This window comes from Methanosarcina sp. 1.H.A.2.2 (assembly GCF_000979975.1).
Taxonomy (GTDB): Archaea; Halobacteriota; Methanosarcinia; order Methanosarcinales; family Methanosarcinaceae; genus Methanosarcina.
In genome coordinates this window covers 13,307-31,522 of the sequence record NZ_JJQL01000036.1, presented here as the reverse complement: position 1 = coordinate 31,522, position 18,216 = coordinate 13,307, and the positions used below count along the sequence as shown (strand labels likewise).

At 43.3% G+C, this 18,216-nt stretch carries 16 protein-coding genes; 6 read left to right on the top strand and 10 right to left on the bottom strand.

The features are described 5' to 3' along the window. Positions 1–152: 152 nt before the first annotated feature. Entirely contained in the window at positions 153–2,300 is a 2,148-nt protein-coding gene (purL, locus tag EO93_RS05325) for a phosphoribosylformylglycinamidine synthase subunit PurL (RefSeq protein ID WP_048161342.1), read from the bottom strand. Positions 2,301–3,161: 861 nt separating this feature from the next. Here purL and EO93_RS05315 point away from each other — a divergent pair. Further along, positions 3,162–3,431 carry a DUF3303 domain-containing protein gene (locus EO93_RS05315; protein WP_048134152.1) on the top strand — a complete coding sequence of 90 codons (270 nt, stop codon included), beginning with the start codon at positions 3,162–3,164 and terminating at the stop codon, positions 3,429–3,431. Positions 3,432–3,725: 294 nt separating this feature from the next. On the opposite strand, the gene EO93_RS05310 is transcribed toward EO93_RS05315, so the two are convergent. Then, complete coding sequence (locus tag EO93_RS05310; RefSeq protein ID WP_048161341.1) at positions 3,726–5,165, bottom strand: aldehyde dehydrogenase; 1,440 nt, start codon at positions 5,163–5,165, stop codon at positions 3,726–3,728. A gap of 388 nt (positions 5,166–5,553) precedes the next feature. On the opposite strand from EO93_RS05310, the gene EO93_RS05305 reads away from it, so the two are divergent. The 3 genes from EO93_RS05305 (at position 5,554) to EO93_RS05295 (ending at position 10,292) form a co-directional block, all read left to right on the top strand. Next, positions 5,554–7,719, top strand: a complete 2,166-nt coding sequence (locus EO93_RS05305; RefSeq protein ID WP_048161340.1) for a DUF2298 domain-containing protein — start codon at positions 5,554–5,556, stop codon at positions 7,717–7,719. 379 nt (positions 7,720–8,098) lie between these two features. Next, on the top strand, positions 8,099–9,850 hold the full coding sequence (locus EO93_RS05300) for a flippase-like domain-containing protein (RefSeq protein ID WP_048161339.1): 1,752 nt from the start codon (positions 8,099–8,101) through the stop codon (positions 9,848–9,850). A gap of 85 nt (positions 9,851–9,935) precedes the next feature. Then, a complete protein-coding gene (locus EO93_RS05295; protein WP_048134160.1) occupies positions 9,936–10,292 on the top strand; it encodes a helix-turn-helix transcriptional regulator in 357 nt (118 codons plus the stop codon). A gap of 103 nt (positions 10,293–10,395) precedes the next feature. On the opposite strand, the gene nikR is transcribed toward EO93_RS05295, so the two are convergent. From nikR to EO93_RS05265, 6 genes are all read right to left on the bottom strand, one after another. Next, entirely contained in the window at positions 10,396–10,818 is a 423-nt protein-coding gene (gene nikR / locus EO93_RS05290) for a nickel-responsive transcriptional regulator NikR (RefSeq protein WP_048134162.1), read from the bottom strand. A 484-nt stretch (positions 10,819–11,302) separates the two neighbouring features. Next, a complete protein-coding gene (ftsA, locus tag EO93_RS05285) occupies positions 11,303–12,661 on the bottom strand; it encodes a coenzyme F390 synthetase (RefSeq protein ID WP_082107568.1) in 1,359 nt (452 codons plus the stop codon). A 214-nt stretch (positions 12,662–12,875) separates the two neighbouring features. Beyond that, the gene (locus EO93_RS05280) at positions 12,876–13,274 is read right to left on the bottom strand and encodes a hypothetical protein (protein ID WP_048161338.1); all 399 of its coding nucleotides are present in this window, start codon (positions 13,272–13,274) and stop codon (positions 12,876–12,878) included. A gap of 19 nt (positions 13,275–13,293) precedes the next feature. Beyond that, on the bottom strand, positions 13,294–13,623 hold the full coding sequence (locus EO93_RS05275; protein WP_048134166.1) for a carboxymuconolactone decarboxylase family protein: 330 nt from the start codon (positions 13,621–13,623) through the stop codon (positions 13,294–13,296). Between the two features lie 51 nt (positions 13,624–13,674). Continuing rightward, positions 13,675–14,271, bottom strand: a complete 597-nt coding sequence (locus EO93_RS05270) for a hypothetical protein (RefSeq protein ID WP_048161337.1) — start codon at positions 14,269–14,271, stop codon at positions 13,675–13,677. Positions 14,272–14,598: 327 nt separating this feature from the next. Further along, positions 14,599–14,928 (bottom strand): pyrimidine dimer DNA glycosylase/endonuclease V, encoded by a 330-nt coding sequence (locus EO93_RS05265; RefSeq protein WP_048161336.1) that lies wholly within the window; start codon positions 14,926–14,928, stop codon positions 14,599–14,601. Positions 14,929–15,067: 139 nt separating this feature from the next. Between EO93_RS05265 and EO93_RS05260 the strand changes: the two genes are divergently transcribed. Beyond that, positions 15,068–16,093: a hypothetical protein gene (locus tag EO93_RS05260; protein ID WP_048161335.1), complete on the top strand. Its 1,026-nt coding sequence runs from the start codon at positions 15,068–15,070 to the stop codon at positions 16,091–16,093. A 156-nt stretch (positions 16,094–16,249) separates the two neighbouring features. Then, entirely contained in the window at positions 16,250–16,732 is a 483-nt protein-coding gene (locus EO93_RS05255; protein ID WP_048161334.1) for a peroxiredoxin, read from the top strand. A gap of 249 nt (positions 16,733–16,981) precedes the next feature. Here EO93_RS05255 and EO93_RS05250 read toward each other — a convergent pair whose 3' ends face one another. Next, positions 16,982–17,215: a DUF378 domain-containing protein gene (locus tag EO93_RS05250; RefSeq protein ID WP_048134177.1), complete on the bottom strand. Its 234-nt coding sequence runs from the start codon at positions 17,213–17,215 to the stop codon at positions 16,982–16,984. A 534-nt stretch (positions 17,216–17,749) separates the two neighbouring features. Further along, entirely contained in the window at positions 17,750–18,076 is a 327-nt protein-coding gene (locus tag EO93_RS05245) for a hypothetical protein (RefSeq protein WP_048134179.1), read from the bottom strand. Positions 18,077–18,216: the final 140 nt, after the last annotated feature.

The following is an 18,216-nucleotide window of genomic DNA, read 5'->3' as shown; positions in this document are numbered from 1 at the left end:
TCCAGAACAAAACTTGACAATAGAGTATAGGTTTGAAAGTTTAAAAACGTTGCCAATAAGCGTATTATTGAAGAGTTGACGGCTGTATCTCGCCATTAAAATGACAGGGATTAGCCTTAGACGCTCCTAAAAAGAAAGAGGGGATGAAGTAATCATCCCATCATGAATCTGGTAAGGCTGCCGTAAGCTTCTGCGATTTCATTCAAGGAAAGGGAAAGCTCGAAATTCTTGCCTTTGATTTCAAGGGTTTCGCCTCCCACTTTGCCGATTACTGCATGGGGCACGCCTTTAAGAAGTTCCTGTACAGCTTCAGGCTCGGGAGTTGCAAGCAGTGCCCTTGCGGGAGCTTCTGAGAACAGGAATTCTTCCGCCTGCGTTTCTCCTGCAGCTTCGCTGAGGTCTACTTTTCCGCCCAGATTTCTGCACATCTTTGCAAGCCCTGCACCGATCCCTCCAAGGGAAAGGTCATGTGCAGAACTTAGTTTTCCGCTTTTAACAGCTTCGATTATGGCTTTTATAACGTCAGGGGCATTCTCCGGGACTGCAGGGACCTTTCCGGCATTTTCAGAGCCCATGCAGGCATAGTATTCGGAGCCTCCCATTTCAGGGATTGTCTCTCCTACAAGGATAATGCTGTCTCCGGTATTCGCAAAGAAACTTGATGGGAGAGGCGTTTCGAGATCCACTTTCCCTATCATTCCTATCGAGGGGGTAGGAGGTATTGCAGTTTTGAACTCATCGCTCTCGTTATAGAGAGAAACGTTCCCTCCGACTACCGGGATTGAAAACCTTCTGGCTTCGTCTCCAAGCCCGAGTACGGCGTTTTTGAACTGCCAGTAGATTTCAGGGCGCTCAGGATTTCCAAAGTTAAGGCAGTTTACAATAGCCAGGCCCTCTGCACCTTTTACTGCAAGATTCATGGCGTTTTCGAGAATTGCAGTCTTTCCTCCGGTATAGGGGTCAAGAAGAGTGGCTCTGGGCTGGCAACCGCAGGAAAGTGCAATTCCTTTTGTATCGGTAATCCTGAGCACTCCGGAATCTTCTCCGGGCTTGACAACGGTTCTTAGCTGAACCTCGTGGTCATACTGCCTGTAGATCCATTCCTTTGAGGCAATGTTGTAGGAAGACAGGACCTTCAGGAAAACCGCTTTAAGGTCTTCTGGAGTTTCCGGTTTTTTGCCTTCTTCCCTTCGTGTGGGGGCTTCTACGAGACTCGCGCAGGTCGGAGCTCCTCCGGTCAGAAAACCAATTGGAATGTCGGCAACGATTTCCCCTCTGAACTCAACTGTATATGTGGGCTCTTCTGTAAGGTATCCGATCACAGCCCCATTCAGGTCATATTTCTGGACCAGGGCAAGTATTGCATCGACATCTTCAGGAGCCACTTCGAAGAGCATGCGCTCCTGGGACTCGGCAAGCAGGATTTCATATGCATTCATGTTAGGTTCGCGCTGCGGAACCGCATCTGCAATAATGCGTGCTCCCAGTCCGCCCTTTACAGCCAGTTCCGAGCTTGCCCCCCCAAGGCCTGCAGCACCAAGGTCTTTGCAGGATTTTACATATCCTTTTCCTATGGCTTCCAGGGTCATTTCCATGACAAGCTTTTCTGTGTATGGGTCTCCGACCTGGACGCTCGGGCGGTCGTCGGCTTCAGCTGATTCGGAAAGATCTCTGGAAGCAAAGGAAGCTCCACCAAGTCCATCTTTTCCAGTGCCAGAACCTGCAAGCACGAGCTTGTTTCCGGCTTTCTGGGAGCGGGCGGTCATTACTTCTTCTTCCTTGCAGAGCCCGACTGCAACAACATTTACCAGCGGGTTTCCGCTGTATCTTCGGTCAAAAAACGTCTCGCCATTGATAACGGGCACTCCTATGCAGTTCCCGTACCCTGCGATTCCTTTAATGATCTGCTCGAAAAGGAAGAGGTTTTTCGGAGTGTCCAGAGGCCCGAAATAAAGCGGGTCCATAAGGGCTATCGGACGGGCTCCCATGGATATAATATCCCTCACGATCCCTCCCACACCGGTAGCTGCCCCGTTATATGGATCTACATATGAAGGGTGGTTGTGGCTTTCCATGCCTATGGCAAGCACATATTCGTCATCGAATTTAATGATTGCAGCATCATCTCCGGGACCGATAAGAACGTTTTCGCCCGTGGTTGTGAAGGTTTTCAGGAGATGGGCACTTGAGCGGTAGGAACAGTGTTCACTCCACATATTCAAAAAACAGCCCTGCTCTACCAGGGTAGGCTCTCTCCCAAGTTCTTTTTTAATAATCTTCAGGTCTTCTTCAGGTAACATTGCCTTGCCTCTGATTCTTAAGCCTCATTTGGATGCCGAAGCTTTAGTTTCTTATAATTTCCCTGAAATATCAGGGGTTTCAATGTAGCGTTAATGTAGCATTAATAGACTATGCGGACATAAAGGGACAGGGATTAGATAAATATTTCTTTAAGCCGGAGAGGAAAAAGGTTCTGCAAAATAAGTAGCTGTCAGCCATAAACACTGTAAAGTATTGAGATGAAGAGGAAAGAATCAATCGCTGGGTAAATAAAAAGTGGAGAATCGGCGGAGATGTTCATGCCCCAATGGAAAACAAACTCAAATTTCATATGAGAATGAGAGGAAAGAACAGGTCGAATGTCCCTGAGAAACCAGAACATCAGAGACGAGTCTTTTATCGACTGCTGGTACTGACAGAAATGCAAAATAAAGTTGGAAATAAGAATTCATTTGGGAGATACTTTTAAAGAAATAGGTGTCAAATTAGATAAGGGATTTTAAGAGCTAATTTGCGATCCTTCTGTCAAAACAATCCCTTCGGACGAACTATTATATAGCCTAAGGGATGATATTATACTGTCTGTACCTGCAGAACTTCTTTCTGCATGGCTGCCTGCCTTACCGGATTTGTCACTCATGGGGATTTGGGAGTGGCAGATTAAGGAGAGGCAGAGAAAACTTAAAAAACGTTCTGAATTTCTGCCGTAAACCGGTTTTTTGGGGGCACACAGGTCATACCCGTAAGGGGATGGCAGAGGGGACCATACAAATGTTTTCCTTAAGGCTGAGCTCTCAAAAAAGAACCCGGATGCTGAACAGAAGCTGCCTGAGCTTCCGGGAAGGGGTATGGGCGGCATAAAATAAAAGGAGTGGTAAAAGATGTTATTCATGGACGTTAGTACCTGGGACCCTTCGGATCGCGATAAGATCCTTGAACACTTTAAGAAACTGGAAATTCCTGACGGAATTGATGTTATCAACCAGTGGGTTGACCTTTCCGGAAACCGCTATTACATTCTTTATGAAGCAGAAAGTTCCGAGGCTTACGGAGCCTTCAATCTGCCCTGGTCCGATATCTGCATGATTGACAGTGTCCCTGTAATGGAAGCTTCCGAATTCATGCAGCTTCTGCCCAAGTACAAAAAGTAAGCTGCAAAGATTATACATCAGTTTACTTAAAGGAACTCGGTGAGCCAGCTGATTAAGGCTCATCGAAAATCTTTATTTTATAGTTTCTGTTTTTGCTTCGTCTGTAAGGTCTTTAGTTTTCAACCTTTTAACCTTAAAATCTTTAACACCGGACTTCGTCTGTCAGATCTTTAGTTTTCAACTTTTTAACCTTAAAATCTTTAACACCGGACCTTTTAACACTCAACGTTCAGCTTTAACATTCAGCTTTAACATTCAGCTTTAACATTCAGCTTTAACATTCAGCTTTAACATTCAGGTTTTTAACAGTACTGTTTTTGTCTCCATATATTCAGAAAGAGCATCAGGTCCGTTTTCTCTTCCAAAACCACTCTCCTTAACTCCCCCGAAAGGAACTTCGGAGGCTACCTTCATGTGCTGGTTGACCCATATAATCCCTGCATTTAACTGTTCACACCCTGCTCGTGCCCGGTCTAAATCTTTTGTCCAGATAGACGCACCAAGCCCGTAACTGGTACGGTTTGCCTCCTCTATTGCCTCATCCAGATCTTTTACCGTCACCACGGGCAATAAAGGACCAAAAACCTCTTCTTTCAAAAGTCTGGAGTCTCCGGGTACGTCTGAAACAAGGGTAGGTTCAAAGAAGTAACCTTTATCAGAACCTTTGAATGCAGGTACTTTTCCTCCGGTAATTATCCTGCCTGCATCCTTCTCCTCGATTTCGGCTGCAAGCTCTTTTATATATTCCCATTGATGGCGATTGTTAAGAGGTCCTATACTGGTATTTTTGTCCAGCCCATTTCCGATTCTTAAGCTCCGAATGCCTGTTTCAAGCTTTTTTATGAATTCTTCAGCTATGGATTCAAAAACATACAGCCTCTTGACAGCGGTACAGGTCTGACCACAGTTGTAAAACCTCCCTCTCAGGGCTCCGGCAGCAGCACTTTCGAGATCGGCATCGTCACACACAAGCATAGGGTCACTTCCCCCCAGCTCAAGAGTAACCCTTTTCATCCTGCTGGCTGCAAGTTCAGCTACTCGTTTTCCGGTTCTGGATTCTCCTGTAAAAGATATTTTTCTTACATCCGGACTGCGAACAAGACTTTCTCCTACTGTCTCCCCCGGCCCTGTAACCACATTCAGCACACCTGCAGGCAGCCCGGCTTCACCAAGGATCGAAGCTAGAGAAAGGTTTGTAAGGGGAGTGTTACTTGCCGGCTTGAGCACAAGAGTATTCCCGGAAATCAGAGCAGGGGCAATTTTCCAGCCCATAATCAGAGCAGGCATATTCCAGGGAATTATAGCTGCACAGACCCCGAGAGGTTTTTTTACGGCAAAAGCATACCCATTTCCCGGGACCGGAATGAAGTCTCCTCGTAGACTGCCTGCAAGTCCGCAGTAATATTCAAGGACGTTGGCAAAACCTTCTATTTCGTTTCTGGCTTCTGCAAGAGGCTTTCCCTGTTCCTGCGTAAGCAGGGCCGCAAGCTCATCCTTCCTCTGCCGGACAATTCCTGCAGCCCTGTAAAGAACCCCTCCCCTCTGCTGTGGAGATGTGGAAGCCCAGCCCGCGGAAGCTGATGAAGCAGCTTCAACCGCCGCAGCTACGTCCTCTTCTGTGCCCCGGGGAACCTGTTCGAGAAGTTCACCTGTTGCAGGATTTTTCACATCAAAAAACTCGCTGCCACATGCGTCTACAGCTTTTCCGTTGATCTGCATTTTCATAGCTACCATTATTTGCAAAGACCTATTTTAAGCTAACAAAGAGTTTTATATCTATAAATTAATAGTTTGGAAGTGTAATGCAAAGAATATAGTGAGAGTTAAACGAAAAACAAATTCCCGTTCGACAGAAATATAAGTATATTTACGAATTGCATAGTATCAATACAGGATCGTCTGACATACTCAAAAAACGGGATTTATGGACCACTTCGTATAAAAATACATTAGTGTTTAGAGACTCTTCCGGAGAATAGAAGTGGGACTCCAGATGGGCTTGTATGGGGATAAAGATACTTCAGAAACGGCATTTTCCAGGATATAACGTGTGAGTTTACTTTACGAACTGCAATTTTTCAGTAGCTAAAAGAATGAATATCACAGGCAGGTACAGAGAACAGTGTCAGATTACCTTCAAGTAATTCTATGGTTTTTTCTTATAGAGATCCTGGGTCTGATTGCGATTCCACTTGCTGGAAATGCTGGAAACAGGCTGGCTGACAGGGGTATTTCAGCAGCAAAACCTCTGGGAATTATACTTGTCGCCTATTTTTCCTGGATCTTTTCTTACATATGGGGCTTTAACCGTAACACAATCCTGATCTCATTCCTTGTTCTTTGCCTGCTGTCAATTGGCCTTTATCGGAAACAGAAGATTTTTCCCGAAAGAAAGGTTCTGCTCGTCAATGAACTCGTGTTCCTCGCAGGGTTCTTATTTTTCTTACTTGTACGCGTGCACCTTCCGGAAATATACATGCACGAGAAATTTATGGACTTTGCTTTTTTAAATGCAGTAATAAAGACTTCCTCTTTTCCTCCGGCAGATCCCTGGTTTGCGGGCGGGTTTCTGGATTTTTACTATTATTTCGGGTATCTTTCCGTGGGTGCTCTGGGAAAACTCAGTGCTGTCAAACCTACCATACTTTTTAACCTGGCAGTTGCACTTACTTTTGCTCTTTCCTTCAACATCTTTTTCGGCATCGGGTATAACCTGACTCATGGGAAAATAAGGTATGGACTCCTTACTGCGGGATCCGGGATGCTGCTTGGAAATTTGCAGGGACTTATAGAATTCGTATCCATGTATGTCCTCAAGGAGCAGGTTACAAGGGGATACTACTGGAGCAGTTCGAGGGTTATTCCTTTTACGATAAACGAGTTCCCGTATTTCAGTTTCATACATGGGGACCTGCACTCTCATATGCTTGCAATCCCGTTTCAGTTGCTTGTGCTTGTATTTCTCCTGAATATATATTTAAGGAAAAGTGAGAACTCAATCTTTGAAAATAACCTGGCATTTATTACATTATCAATATCTCTGGGTTTTTTATTCCCATCCAATTCCTGGGACTTTCCGGTGTACTTCGGCCTGGCACTTTTTATCATCTTTGCATTTTATTACGGGCGTTATATTCATAATAGAAATTTATTCGGTTCTGTTGCTGAATTTTCCAAATCAGTCATTCTTGTATCGGTCTTCAGCTTTCTGCCATATTTGCCCTTTTACCTGTCCTTTAGCCCTCAGGCGGCAGGAGGATTTGATTTTGTTGTGCCGGAACTCAGGACAACGATTGATAAATTCCTTATCCTTTTCGGACTTTTCCTGTTTTTGATCTTCTCTTTCCTTGTAACTCGCCTGGACTCCAGGCGAAAAATCGGATTTTTTATCCTTTTTGCCGGAGCCTCAACACTGCTTTCTGCGGCATGGTCTATTCCCCTGCTTGCGGTTCTTTTTCCCCTGCTTGCACTTTCCCTGTTTTTATTCCTGAAGGATCTTCCGGAAAGAAGCGCGACAGGATTTGTATTTCTTCTAATAGCAACAGCTGCCTTCATTGCCCTTCTCTGCGAAATTATTTACCTTGATGACCCCATTTCAGGCGATTTTGCCCGTATGAACACGGTTTTCAAATTTTATATGCATTTATGGATTTTCCTTGCTATTGCAGCCTCTTGTTCGTACTATGAACTTCGTTCCTTTTACGGGAGCAGGTCCGGAAATAGAATGCTTTTGAAGGGAGCCTATGTAAAAAAAGTATGGGCAGCTGTACTTGTGCTACTGGTTATTTCCTGTGCCTTTTTTCCTGTAGTATCAACCATTACAAGAATAATTGATATGAATGCCGAGCCTGCCCTTGACGGAATGGAATACATGAAGGAACTGGACAGGGGAGATTACAATGCTATACAATGGATGCAGGAAAATGTTGAAGGCTCTCCGGTAGTTCTTGAAGCTTCTGAAGATGATAGCAGTTACAGTTATACATCCAGGGTCTCTGCAAATACCGGGCTCCCTACAGTTATCGGGTGGGCAAGGCACGAGCGGTTCTGGGGAAGAAACCACAAAGAAGTAGGAAAGAGAATCACAGATGTTCGTTCAATTTATTCCACTGGCGATGAAAAGAAAACCCTGGAGCTTATGGATAAATATAACGTAAGCTATGTGTATATCGGTAAGCTTGAACGGCAGATGTATTCCATAAAACTGGATAAATTTGAGAATGAAACATATTTTGAACCGGTTTACCGGGATACAGTCACAATATATAAATTAAAGAAGAGCCCATAAAAATGGATCTTATAGTTGTCGGTTATTAGTTGTCCGTTATTAGTTGTCCGTTATTAGTTGTCCGTTATTAGTTGTCCGTTATTAGTTGTCCGTTATTAGTTGTCCGTTGTTATTTGTCCGTTATTATAGTTGTCCGTTTTCAGAGAAAAACTGGCTCAGGCAAAAAAAATTGCTGTTTAGACCAAATATATCATTTATTTCAGTATTCTAAACATTGTTTCATAAATACTTTTCATAAATATGCTTCAAAACAGGTTTTACAAATACGTTTTATAAATACGTTTTATAAATCGAATTTATTCAAATATGTGAAAATACATGTGAATTCAGTAAGCATAAAAGCCTATTAATTTATCATAAACATTAAGAGGTTGTTCGTATAACCAGCATATCGGTAGTTCTGCCCGCTTACAATGAAGCCGCCAGAATAGAAAATACGGTCTCGATAACAGCAGAGACTCTTTCAAAGATAACGGATTCTTTTGAGATCATCATAGCAGAGGATGGGAGCACGGACGGTACGGACCGGATAGCTTCAAGGCTTTCGGGACAGTACTCTTATGTCAAACACCTGCATTCCGATGAGCGACAGGGCAGGGGGAGAGCCCTGAACAGAGCTTTTAAGACAGCCTCAGGAGAGGTGCTCTGCTATATTGATGTGGATCTTGCAACAGATATGAGCTATCTGGAAAAACTGGTCAGAGCCGTAAGTACGGATGGCTATGACTTTGCCACCGGTTCGAGAATAATGCCCGAAAGCGATGCAAAAAGACCTTTCAAGCGGGAGTTTGCAAGCAGAGGATACAACTCCCTTGTACGGCTATTTTTGCATTCAAAACTCTATGACCACCAGTGCGGTTTTAAGGCTTTCAGGAGAGGGGCTCTCTTTGAGTTGCTCGATGAAATTGAGAATCAGCACTGGTTCTGGGACACTGAATTGCTGGTAAGAGCTCAGCACCGGGGATACAGGGTTCTGGAGTTCCCTGTCTACTGGAGGCACGGAGGGTCAAGCAAGGTCAATTTCGCAAAGGATATTCTTGGAATGGGGTCTGAGGTTTTCCGCCTCTGGTGGGAACTCTTTTTACCGGGTATTTTTTCAGGGAAAGGGAAAATTTTTTTAACAGCATTTCTTGCACTTATAATTCTCGCACTTGCTGCAACCTTTCTGGGAGCTTCAGATGTTCTGGAAAATATCAAGCAGGTGTCTCCGGGCACCCTGGCTCTTGCTTCTCTTGTTTACTGTGTTTCCTGGCCTCTCCGGGGAATCCGTTTCCAGCAGATCCTTAAAAGACTCGGAAACCATTATGGGCTTAGATTTCTTACAGGTAGTATTTTCATCAGTCAATCTGCAAATGTGATCCTTCCTGCAAGGATAGGAGACCTGAGCAGGATGTATATCCTGAAAAAAAGTAAGGACCTTGCCTTTACAACGAGCCTTTCCTCCCTGACCGTAGAAAGGGTCTTTGACATAATTGCAATTACATTCATTGCCGCACTTGCTTCTTCAGGTGTAGCTGCCAGGTTTGAACTTGCTTCCTGGATGGAGTCCCTTATTAAGTTTTCAGGGGTTGCAGTTCTCCTTTTCTTTGCAGCCCTCTTTGCATTATCTTTCAGGGAAAGCCGCATGAAAAAGGGAGTTAAGGAAAAGGCTTCGGCAAGTTATTCCAGCGAACATGTTAATAAAATAAAGGAATTTGCATCCACGTTTATCCACCAGATGAGCGTAGTTGCTGTCCGGCCCGGAGCTTTTCTTGCAGTGGTTGCCTCCTCTCTTCTGATATGGGGTATGGATATCCTTACCTGCTTTCTGGTCCTGAAAGCCTTTCCGACAGCCGGGGTAGATATGTCTTCAGCATTCACCATATCTCTGATCTTCCTGGCAGTAGCCCTCGGAAACATTGCAAAAACGTTCCCTATTACTCCCGGAGCTATAGGGACATATGAGGTTGCCCTTACTGCAGTGTTCGGGCTTGGAGGAATCAGGCCGGAACTCGGGTTTACGGTCGCTGTACTTGATCACATAATAAAGAACTCGATCACATTGATTGGAGGCGGGTTCGCCCTATCGGGACTCGGGCTCAGGTGGAAAGAGGTCCTTTCAACGAGTACCGATACGCTGAAAGGGATGTGACAGCCTGAAAAGAAAAATCAGCAAAAATGTGGCCGGTAAAATTCTTCAAGATTGAAAAAAGCGCAAAAATGTCTGAGTGGAAGAAATGTCTGAGAAAAAAATAATCGAAGTCCGGGATGCTTATTCCCTTCCGGAAGATGTGCTCGAGGCTGTTCACACGGCACTGAATGAAGACGTAGAAGAAATCGTAAGTCTGTTCAAGGTTCTTGCAGATCCGACCCGCTTGAGAATTCTTAAAGCTCTCGAAGTCCAGAGCCTCTGCGTCTGTGTCCTTGTTGAAGCTACGGACCAGAAGCACTCTGCCCTTTCTTACCACCTCAAGCTCTTAAAGGAAGCAGGGCTCGTTGATTCAAGGAGAGAACGCAGTTTCCAGATCTACGACCTTACGGAATTTGGAACCCTGCTCCTGAAGCACATTGAAAAACACTTTGAAAAAAGTTAACTGAAGGAATTGAGGGACTTTTTACCATTTAATAAGTCTGGAGACCCTCAACACTCACAATTAATACTATCTGTATGTGGATTCGTATCCCGGAAGGATAAAATTAGATTTTTTCGTTTGAGGATACCGTAGTTAGCTTTGAGAATTTCACTCCTTTAAGGGACATTATAGCTTCAGCAAGCTCTTTAATTTCTTCGCCGTCCCCATCCAGAACGATTACTTCAAAACAGTTATCGTGATCCAGGTGGATGTGCACGGAGGACTTAATCAGGGGAGAGTAGTGGTGCTGGATATCTGCAAGGGCGTTTGAAAGCCCGCGCTTTGTGTGGTCATATATAACAGCAACAGTCCCGACACGATGACCTTTAATGTCGCCCATCCACTCGTAGTAAGAAATGTAACTCCTGATGGCGTCCCTTATGCCTTCCGAACGGGAAGAGTAACCTCTTTTTTCAATAATCTCATCAAATTTACTAAGAAGGGTGTCGGGCAGGGAGACCCCTATCCTCATAAGTTCTGTTTCCATCGTATCACCAAGTAATTTGCAATTTATCCGAAAGATAATACATTAAGTTATTGTAAGTATTACTATATATGTTTTATTCACTTGTTCATTAATATAAAAGAGTCGTACTCATATGTTAATTCATCCCTCAGTATATTAATGTTTGGGAACTATAAAACTTAGCATATATGAAAGGGTCAAACCGGCCATAAAAAAATAACAGAGACAAAAATAAATAAAAAATAAAAACAAAAGGAAAAGAATTCAAAAAAAATAAATAATCAATAGTGTGTAAAAAAAATAATGCAGTTGGCGAGGAATAAAAACTAAACCAATCAAACCAAATAAATTAAAAGAAACAAGAGAATCAGGGATAGAGAATCAGGGAATAGAGAATCAGGGAATAAACAGTTTTATTTTCCTTTTAACTATCGATGTCCGTTATTCCCTATACTTCCAGTTAGTCATCATCCTTTTGACTTATCACTTTGCCCGCTCTTTACAGTTATCGTCTGTCCACAAGCCTCTTCGGTCTTCCTTTTATTTTGTACAGCTCAAGCCCGCGGGGATCCGTGAAGTTGAAAAGGATCTTGAAAGTACCGTCTTCATAAGCCCTGGAGAGGGGATGTTTATATTTAAGGAAAGAGTGGATGAAGTTTTCCATTATAAGGTCTCTGTCACAGGTATCGGGGTTTTCGCATTCCATACTGACCCTCAGTACGGTTTCTCCCTCATCTTCTCCGCCGTAAAGAAAAGCCTCATACTCTCCTGTCAGGTAGTCCATGTTCCCACTCTGGAAGACCCCCCTTTCTACATCAACGCGATTAAAAGGGGTTCCTTCAACCCATACTGTTTCTGCCTCTCTCTGGGGAGTGAGTATTTTCATGTGGGTCCTTCCGCAGGAGCACGTTTTGCGCGTAAGGACGACAGTTGTGTCTTCAGTATCATAATTTAAGAGAAGGTTGCCTGCTTTTGCTCCAACAGGCAGAAGCGTACTCAGGATAACTCTTCCACATTCCCCATCAGGCACGAAATTCTCAAGGTGCGGGTCGTAAACATCAAGATGGATAAAATCCTCAGGAACATGCAGCCCTGTAATTTCACTGCATTCCCCGCACATCGTCCCTTCCGTGCTCCCGTAGGTATTATACACAGGACAACCCCAGATTTCCGAGAGATAATTTCTTGATTCATCAGCAAAGGCTTCACCTCCCACAACCAGTTTGTTAATACCTGACTGCCGGGGGTCGATTCCCTCAGCCTGCATTCTGCGGGCAAGGTTCAGGAGCTTGAATACGCTGCCTACTATGCCTGTCGGCCTGTAGGCTTCAATAACACGCAGGGGAAAAGTGCACTTGCCCTCGGGGATAATGCTCATACCCAGCTGCCTGGCAGCAAGGGTCATGGTGTTTGCCCCCACATTCATGCCGTAGGCAGCACAGACCACGACCCTGTCTCCGAGCCCGAAACCCTGAGACCTGAAAATCCGGGCGTATTTTTCTGCATAGCGTTCCCAGTCCTCCCAGGTAAGGAAAAAACTCTTTGGGGTCCCACTCGTGCCACTGGTCTCATGAATGGTAAAAACATCTTCCCAGCCTACACTCCTGAACATAAAATCCTTCATATCAGGAGGCTGGTTTTCCCGGATAGTCTTTCCGGATATGATTGGAAGTTCAAGGAGGTCCTCATGGGCTTTGATGTTTCCAGGCTTTATCCCATGCTTTTCAAACCATTTTCTGTAAAAAGGAGAATTTTCAGCCGCATATTTTACCGTATATCGCACTCGTTCCTCGATGAGAGCGTCGAGTTCTCCCCTGTTCATGGTCTCGATTTCCGGATTAAAGTAAGATTTTGAGTTATCCAATATAAAACACCCCGGCTGTAGCCTTTAACCACGCAAAAATTTGTAAACCATATAAAACCTGTTTTTTATTGGTTTCAAATATGAATTTGGTCTTCAATCAAGAAACAGTTTTGGGCAGGTACACAGCCATGAGCAGGGGGCACATAAAGAATAAATACAGAGAGACCCTTATTTGTTTAAAACGAAAAAATAAATAATTCACACATTTCTTAACTTATTTGTCCCCAAAAGGCACAAGATATACGCCATCTGCCCTTTTTTGTCCTTTTAACAGCTCGCAGTGTCTCAGGAGAGCAAACTGGTTTTCGGTTTCCCGGGGAGATATCCCAAATTTTTCTGCAATTTCTTCCTTTTTTACCCCACCCCTGGAAACAATGAATTCATAAATGGCTTTTTGCAGGTCTGTAAGGCCATCAGTACCTTCAAGCCCGGCTTCTTCCCTGAAGATTTTTTTAGAACGGACTGCCCAGGGATTACATGCCTGAATTTTATGGTGACCCTCTATATAGCAATCCTCACAAAAAACCTGATCTCCTTCTTTGATACTGTCTTCTCCTGCCAGTTCACGCCCACAGACCGCACACGCGGCAGGACTGGTTATTTCTTCTGCCATCTTTTATCCCTCCGGAGTTTCAGACATCCAGTTCATCCAGAATTTTGAGAACAACTACTGACCCGTAAGCTACGGCAGGCCCTCCGGCCATCACTATTGCAGTGCTTACAGCCTCCAGAACCTCTTCACGGGTCGCTCCCAGCCTCACAGCCTCAGGAACGTGCTTCCAGAGACAGTACTCACAGCGCAGGGCAACTGCAATCCCTACCATCATCAGCTCTTTTGTCCTGGCGCTTAAAGCCCCGTCTTTGACGACTTCGGAATGGAGTCCCATAAGGGCGTTCATTACTTCAGGGAGTTGCCCGGCCATTGCTTCCAGCCTTTCGTTCATATCGATTTTTTCTGTCAACCTCTCACCTCTGAGTGCTTCAGCTCATAGATATAAATCATATGAAAAAATTTAAGAATCAAAAGGCACCATGTACATTTCTTCCCCCATTTTTCTCCACTTCAAAAGCTCACAGTGCCGCAGTATTGCAAACTGGTTCCTGGTTTCCTGTAAGGTGAGCTCGAAAAGCTTCGAGATCTTTTCGGGGGTAGCCCCTCCTTCCTCCAGGATAAAATTATAGATTTCTTTTTGCAGCTCGGTCAGTCCGTCGGTTCCTTCAAACCCATGCTGTTTTCTGAAAAGCTTTTTGGAACGCACTGCCACAGGGTCTGCAAACTTAATTTTCTGGTGCCCTTCCAGATAACAGTCCTCACAGATTGCTCCCCCGTTCTCTTTGATGTATTCACTTCCCGGAATTTCCTTCCCGCACCCCGGGCACGTTACAAAATAAGCTATGGACTTGTCAAGTTCCCTGTTCCCGGCTTTATTTGTCTTTATAAGGCCGTGAAACTCCAGATAGCCCACTATTTCGTAAACTGTTGACCTTGATAACCCATATCCGGCTTTTGCTTTTTTGATTACGTCCCGAATATGAAAGCCCCGGTCTATATGGGCCTCTTTTATACATTCAAGAACCCATATTTCCTCTTCATTCAGCACAAGAGTCATTGAAGTTCCTTAGATCCCGTCTGATCCAGAATTAGCATTTTTAATGTGAACTGCTTCAACACCTGACTTTTTCACGATCTCACTTCTTCATGAGTTCTCGAACAGCCCTTCTCATAATAGGTGTTGTCTCTCTATACCTATGAGTTAATAGTATAAAAAATTGTCGATAACTATATATACAGTTATGGATAGAAAAAACGTTGTATTATCAGTGGTTTAGAGAAAAAAGAATAGAAATCCTCAAATAAAGTTGGGATAAACCTCGACGAAAATCCGGGATTTACGTGTTTTATGGGAAGTGACCTGCGAGTTTTCTGAAGCTTACAGTCAGACCCTGCACTCGCACCCTCTTTCTTTCAGGATCCGGACCTGTTCCTCATAGGTATTCACAAATTCGTCCTGAAAAGCGTTTCCAGTCGCAAGAACAGGATCAAGAGGGGTATGATGCTTATACCCCCTCCTCAGCATTTCTTCCACAAGGGCTTCATGTCTCAGGTAGAGAGCTTTTAGTTTTCCCTTCCAGCGCAGGGTCTCGGGATGGTGGGCATAAGCTTTTTTGTTATTGGTAATTATGGACCACAGGGCGTGCAATTCACGGTGTTCCCCGAGAAGATGCTGCCTGCACATGCTCTCAGGTGGGATGTCCCAGATTCTCATAAGATGAACTTTGAATGCATTTTAAAAAGGGCTTTCGGCAGGAAATTCGAAGCTTTTAAGCCTGAACTTAAGTCTGGGGGTTTGTTTCGTATTCCAGATTCTGATACCTATTTACTGACAGCATGTGAGAATATAGTTTATGAAACGAGGGAGATTAAGATATTATGCCTTAATAGTTATTTTAGTGGCAGGAATGTATTTTTTGCTCACTCCTGTGCTTGCTCATGTTCCGACCTTCGGAGAGGGAGGCAAAAGCCCTGAAACCGCAACTTCCGTAGAAAATCCTACAAAATCCAGAGTCCTTTACGGACAGCTTTCAGGCGCAGATGTTCAGTACTACAGTTTTAAGATGGAAAAAGGGGAGAGGATCGTACTTGGACTTATTGTCCCTGCCGGGAAAGACGGCCAGATTTATACTCCGGACCTGATCCTTATGGGACCCGGGCTTGCTGACGAAGGAGAGGTGCCAGAAACCGCAGAAGTGCCAGAAGGGTATGGAGCAAAGGTCTTTTCGGGAAAGATACCTGAAAGCGCAACATATGAAGGATTTACACCGAGCGCCTTCTACTCCCTTGCCCGAGCAGACCTCCAGGCCCCGGAAAGCGGCACATACTATGCAGCAGTGAGTTCTATTGAGGGGGGAGGCAATTATGGAGTTATTCTGGGATACAGGGAAATTTTTTCCCTTATCGAGTGGCTATTAATTCCTCTAAACCAGATAAGGACCTACCGCTGGGAAGGACAGAGCCTGCCTTTTATCTTCTTCCCGCTGGGAGTAACTCTTGCAGCCGGAATTCTGGCAATTTCACTTAAAAAGGAAGCTGCAGCCGGGTTCAATCCGGCACGCTGGTCGGGGATTTTTGCAGGTATTTTCTTTCTGGGCACAGGCTTATCATTAATATTACAGATGCTGGTTTCACTGAGCAGAAGCTCGTATTCTCCCGAAGTAATCATTACTGTCTTTCTGGCTCTTGCCAGCATTGGGCTTGGAATTACAGCTCTGGCCCTGAGTCTGAAAGATGAAGGGTATAGCATAAAATCGACACGAAAACAGTTTTACTTCTTCGGGCTCGGGCTTGCAGGGCTTTTACTCTGGGCAGGCTGGTTCATAGGACCGATTCTGGCGTTTGAAGCGGCAGTCCTGCCCTGGAAGAGAAAAAGATGAGCTGAGAGCAGGGGCAAACAAAAGATATAAGAGAACCAGAGTAAGAATAATAATCTATTAAAAATATAACTTGTATGATAAGATTAGGTTCTATGATTTTTAAATATTTATTTAGTAACCGCATATAAGCGGCACGGACTTACCAGGGGGAAAAATATGGCAAAGACATCACTGGAATCAGGACAACTTGCACCTGATTTTTGTCTTCCTGATCAGGAAGGGAATCGGACATGCCTTGAGAACCTCAGGGGAAAATGGGTAGTCCTGTACTTTTATCCGAGGGACAACACTCCGGGCTGCAGCCTGGAAGCCAAAAACTTCAGCTGCCTGAGAAAAGATTTCGAAGCTGAAAACGCAGTTGTTCTGGGAGTTAGCAGGGATAGTGAGGAATCTCACAGGAAATTTATAGAAATAAAAGAACTTAAAATAAAACTGCTTTCTGACGAGCAGGCGGAAGTCCACGGAAAATATGATGTCCTGCACCCCAAACATTTCAGGGGCAAGGATGTTATAAGCGTTGTCCGGACAACTTTCCTTATCAATCCGGAGGGAAAGATTGTCAGGATATGGGATAACGTTAAATCTGCAGGGCACGCCGAAAAGGTGCTTTCGGAACTGAAAAAACTAAAAGAGAAGTGAAATGAGAATAAGTCATAAAAGTAAATATCAGTAAATGTATCAAAATTTGTTGATATGTGTAAAACCTGAGATTTAGTATAATCGAAAAATTATATTAAAAATAAAGGTAAAAGAAATAAAAATAAAATTTCTAAGAAGAAAAAATAACCTTATCTTAATTTTATGTCCAGCTTTCTGAAAAAAAATTGTTGCTGGTTAAGGCCCTTTCACAGTATTACCCCGGAAAGGAGCTTTTAAAATCTTTTTTCCTTAGTGACGTACTGCGGCCTCATGAGTTTGATATGTTTCAGCTCTTACAGTGAAATAGATCATATAAAGCGCTGCAAGCCCAACAATCATGTACACAATTCTCGAAAGAGTGCTCCCTGCCCCGAAGATAGTATCTACAAGGTTAAAATCAAAGAGTCCTACAAGCCCCCAGTTTAATCCGCCCACTATAACAAGTATAAGGGCGATCAGGTCTACAGGATTTCTTACTGCCATAAGTATCACTCCCTTTTTACTTTATATTCCGGTTTTCTATAACGGGGATAAATATAAAAATCCCTGTATTAAAATTGGGTGTACTTGTATTTATATGTGACTAATCTAAAAATCGGAACCTCTTGAAGAAAAAATAAAAAATAAAAAAATAAATAGTTATTTTGGTACAGGAATTTATTATTTTTCAGCACCTTTCTAACCGGATATTTTGAGACAACTCAAGTAATTTGTAGATATACTACTTTCAGTTAAAAGGTTATTTTGTATTAAACGGTTGTTTTAGTCCTTAGAGAAATAATAAAAACTCCTTCATATCAGCCAACTGCCTGAAACATTAGCGAATGTAATAAGCCTTTAAATTATAATCTTATACTCTAATTTATCAAAGATTTAGTATACAAAGCAGGGTTGGAGTTTAAATACTATATTAAAAAAAGTATGATAAGCCTGTCCTCTCGTCGAACCTGGCGGGCGGGTTTCTCACCTCCCGCCCAGGTTAAATAAGCCCTTCATGAAAAAGCCTACGGGCGAGTGTCAGAGAGCACCGAATACACCAGATATTAAATAAATAGAGATTACATAAAAAATTAAGTTTATAAATATTTTACCAGCTTTGTAGTCAGAATTAGCTTGATATTCATTTTCGTATAGTTCAACATATAATCTGTAAGCTATTGATTTTCGGTTCCAATTATCAATGAACACACAAAATGCTCCTACTAACATAATAAAAAAGCTAGCTTTTGTTTCTAAATTAACAACAGCTGGATAACTCTTTATTATTAAGAAAGTAAGTATAATGCCGTCAAGCCCTATGAAATACTTATAATAATTAGCCAAAGAAAAATAATGCTGATTCACGCCTGTACACCGTATAAATTCATTTTATAAAATAAAAATGGCAAGATAAATATTAACTTAATGCTTCAATGCGAATTATGTTTACCTGCTGATTGGCAGGTTTAAAGGCCAGTCTATCTAAAGAAATAGATCCATTTTAA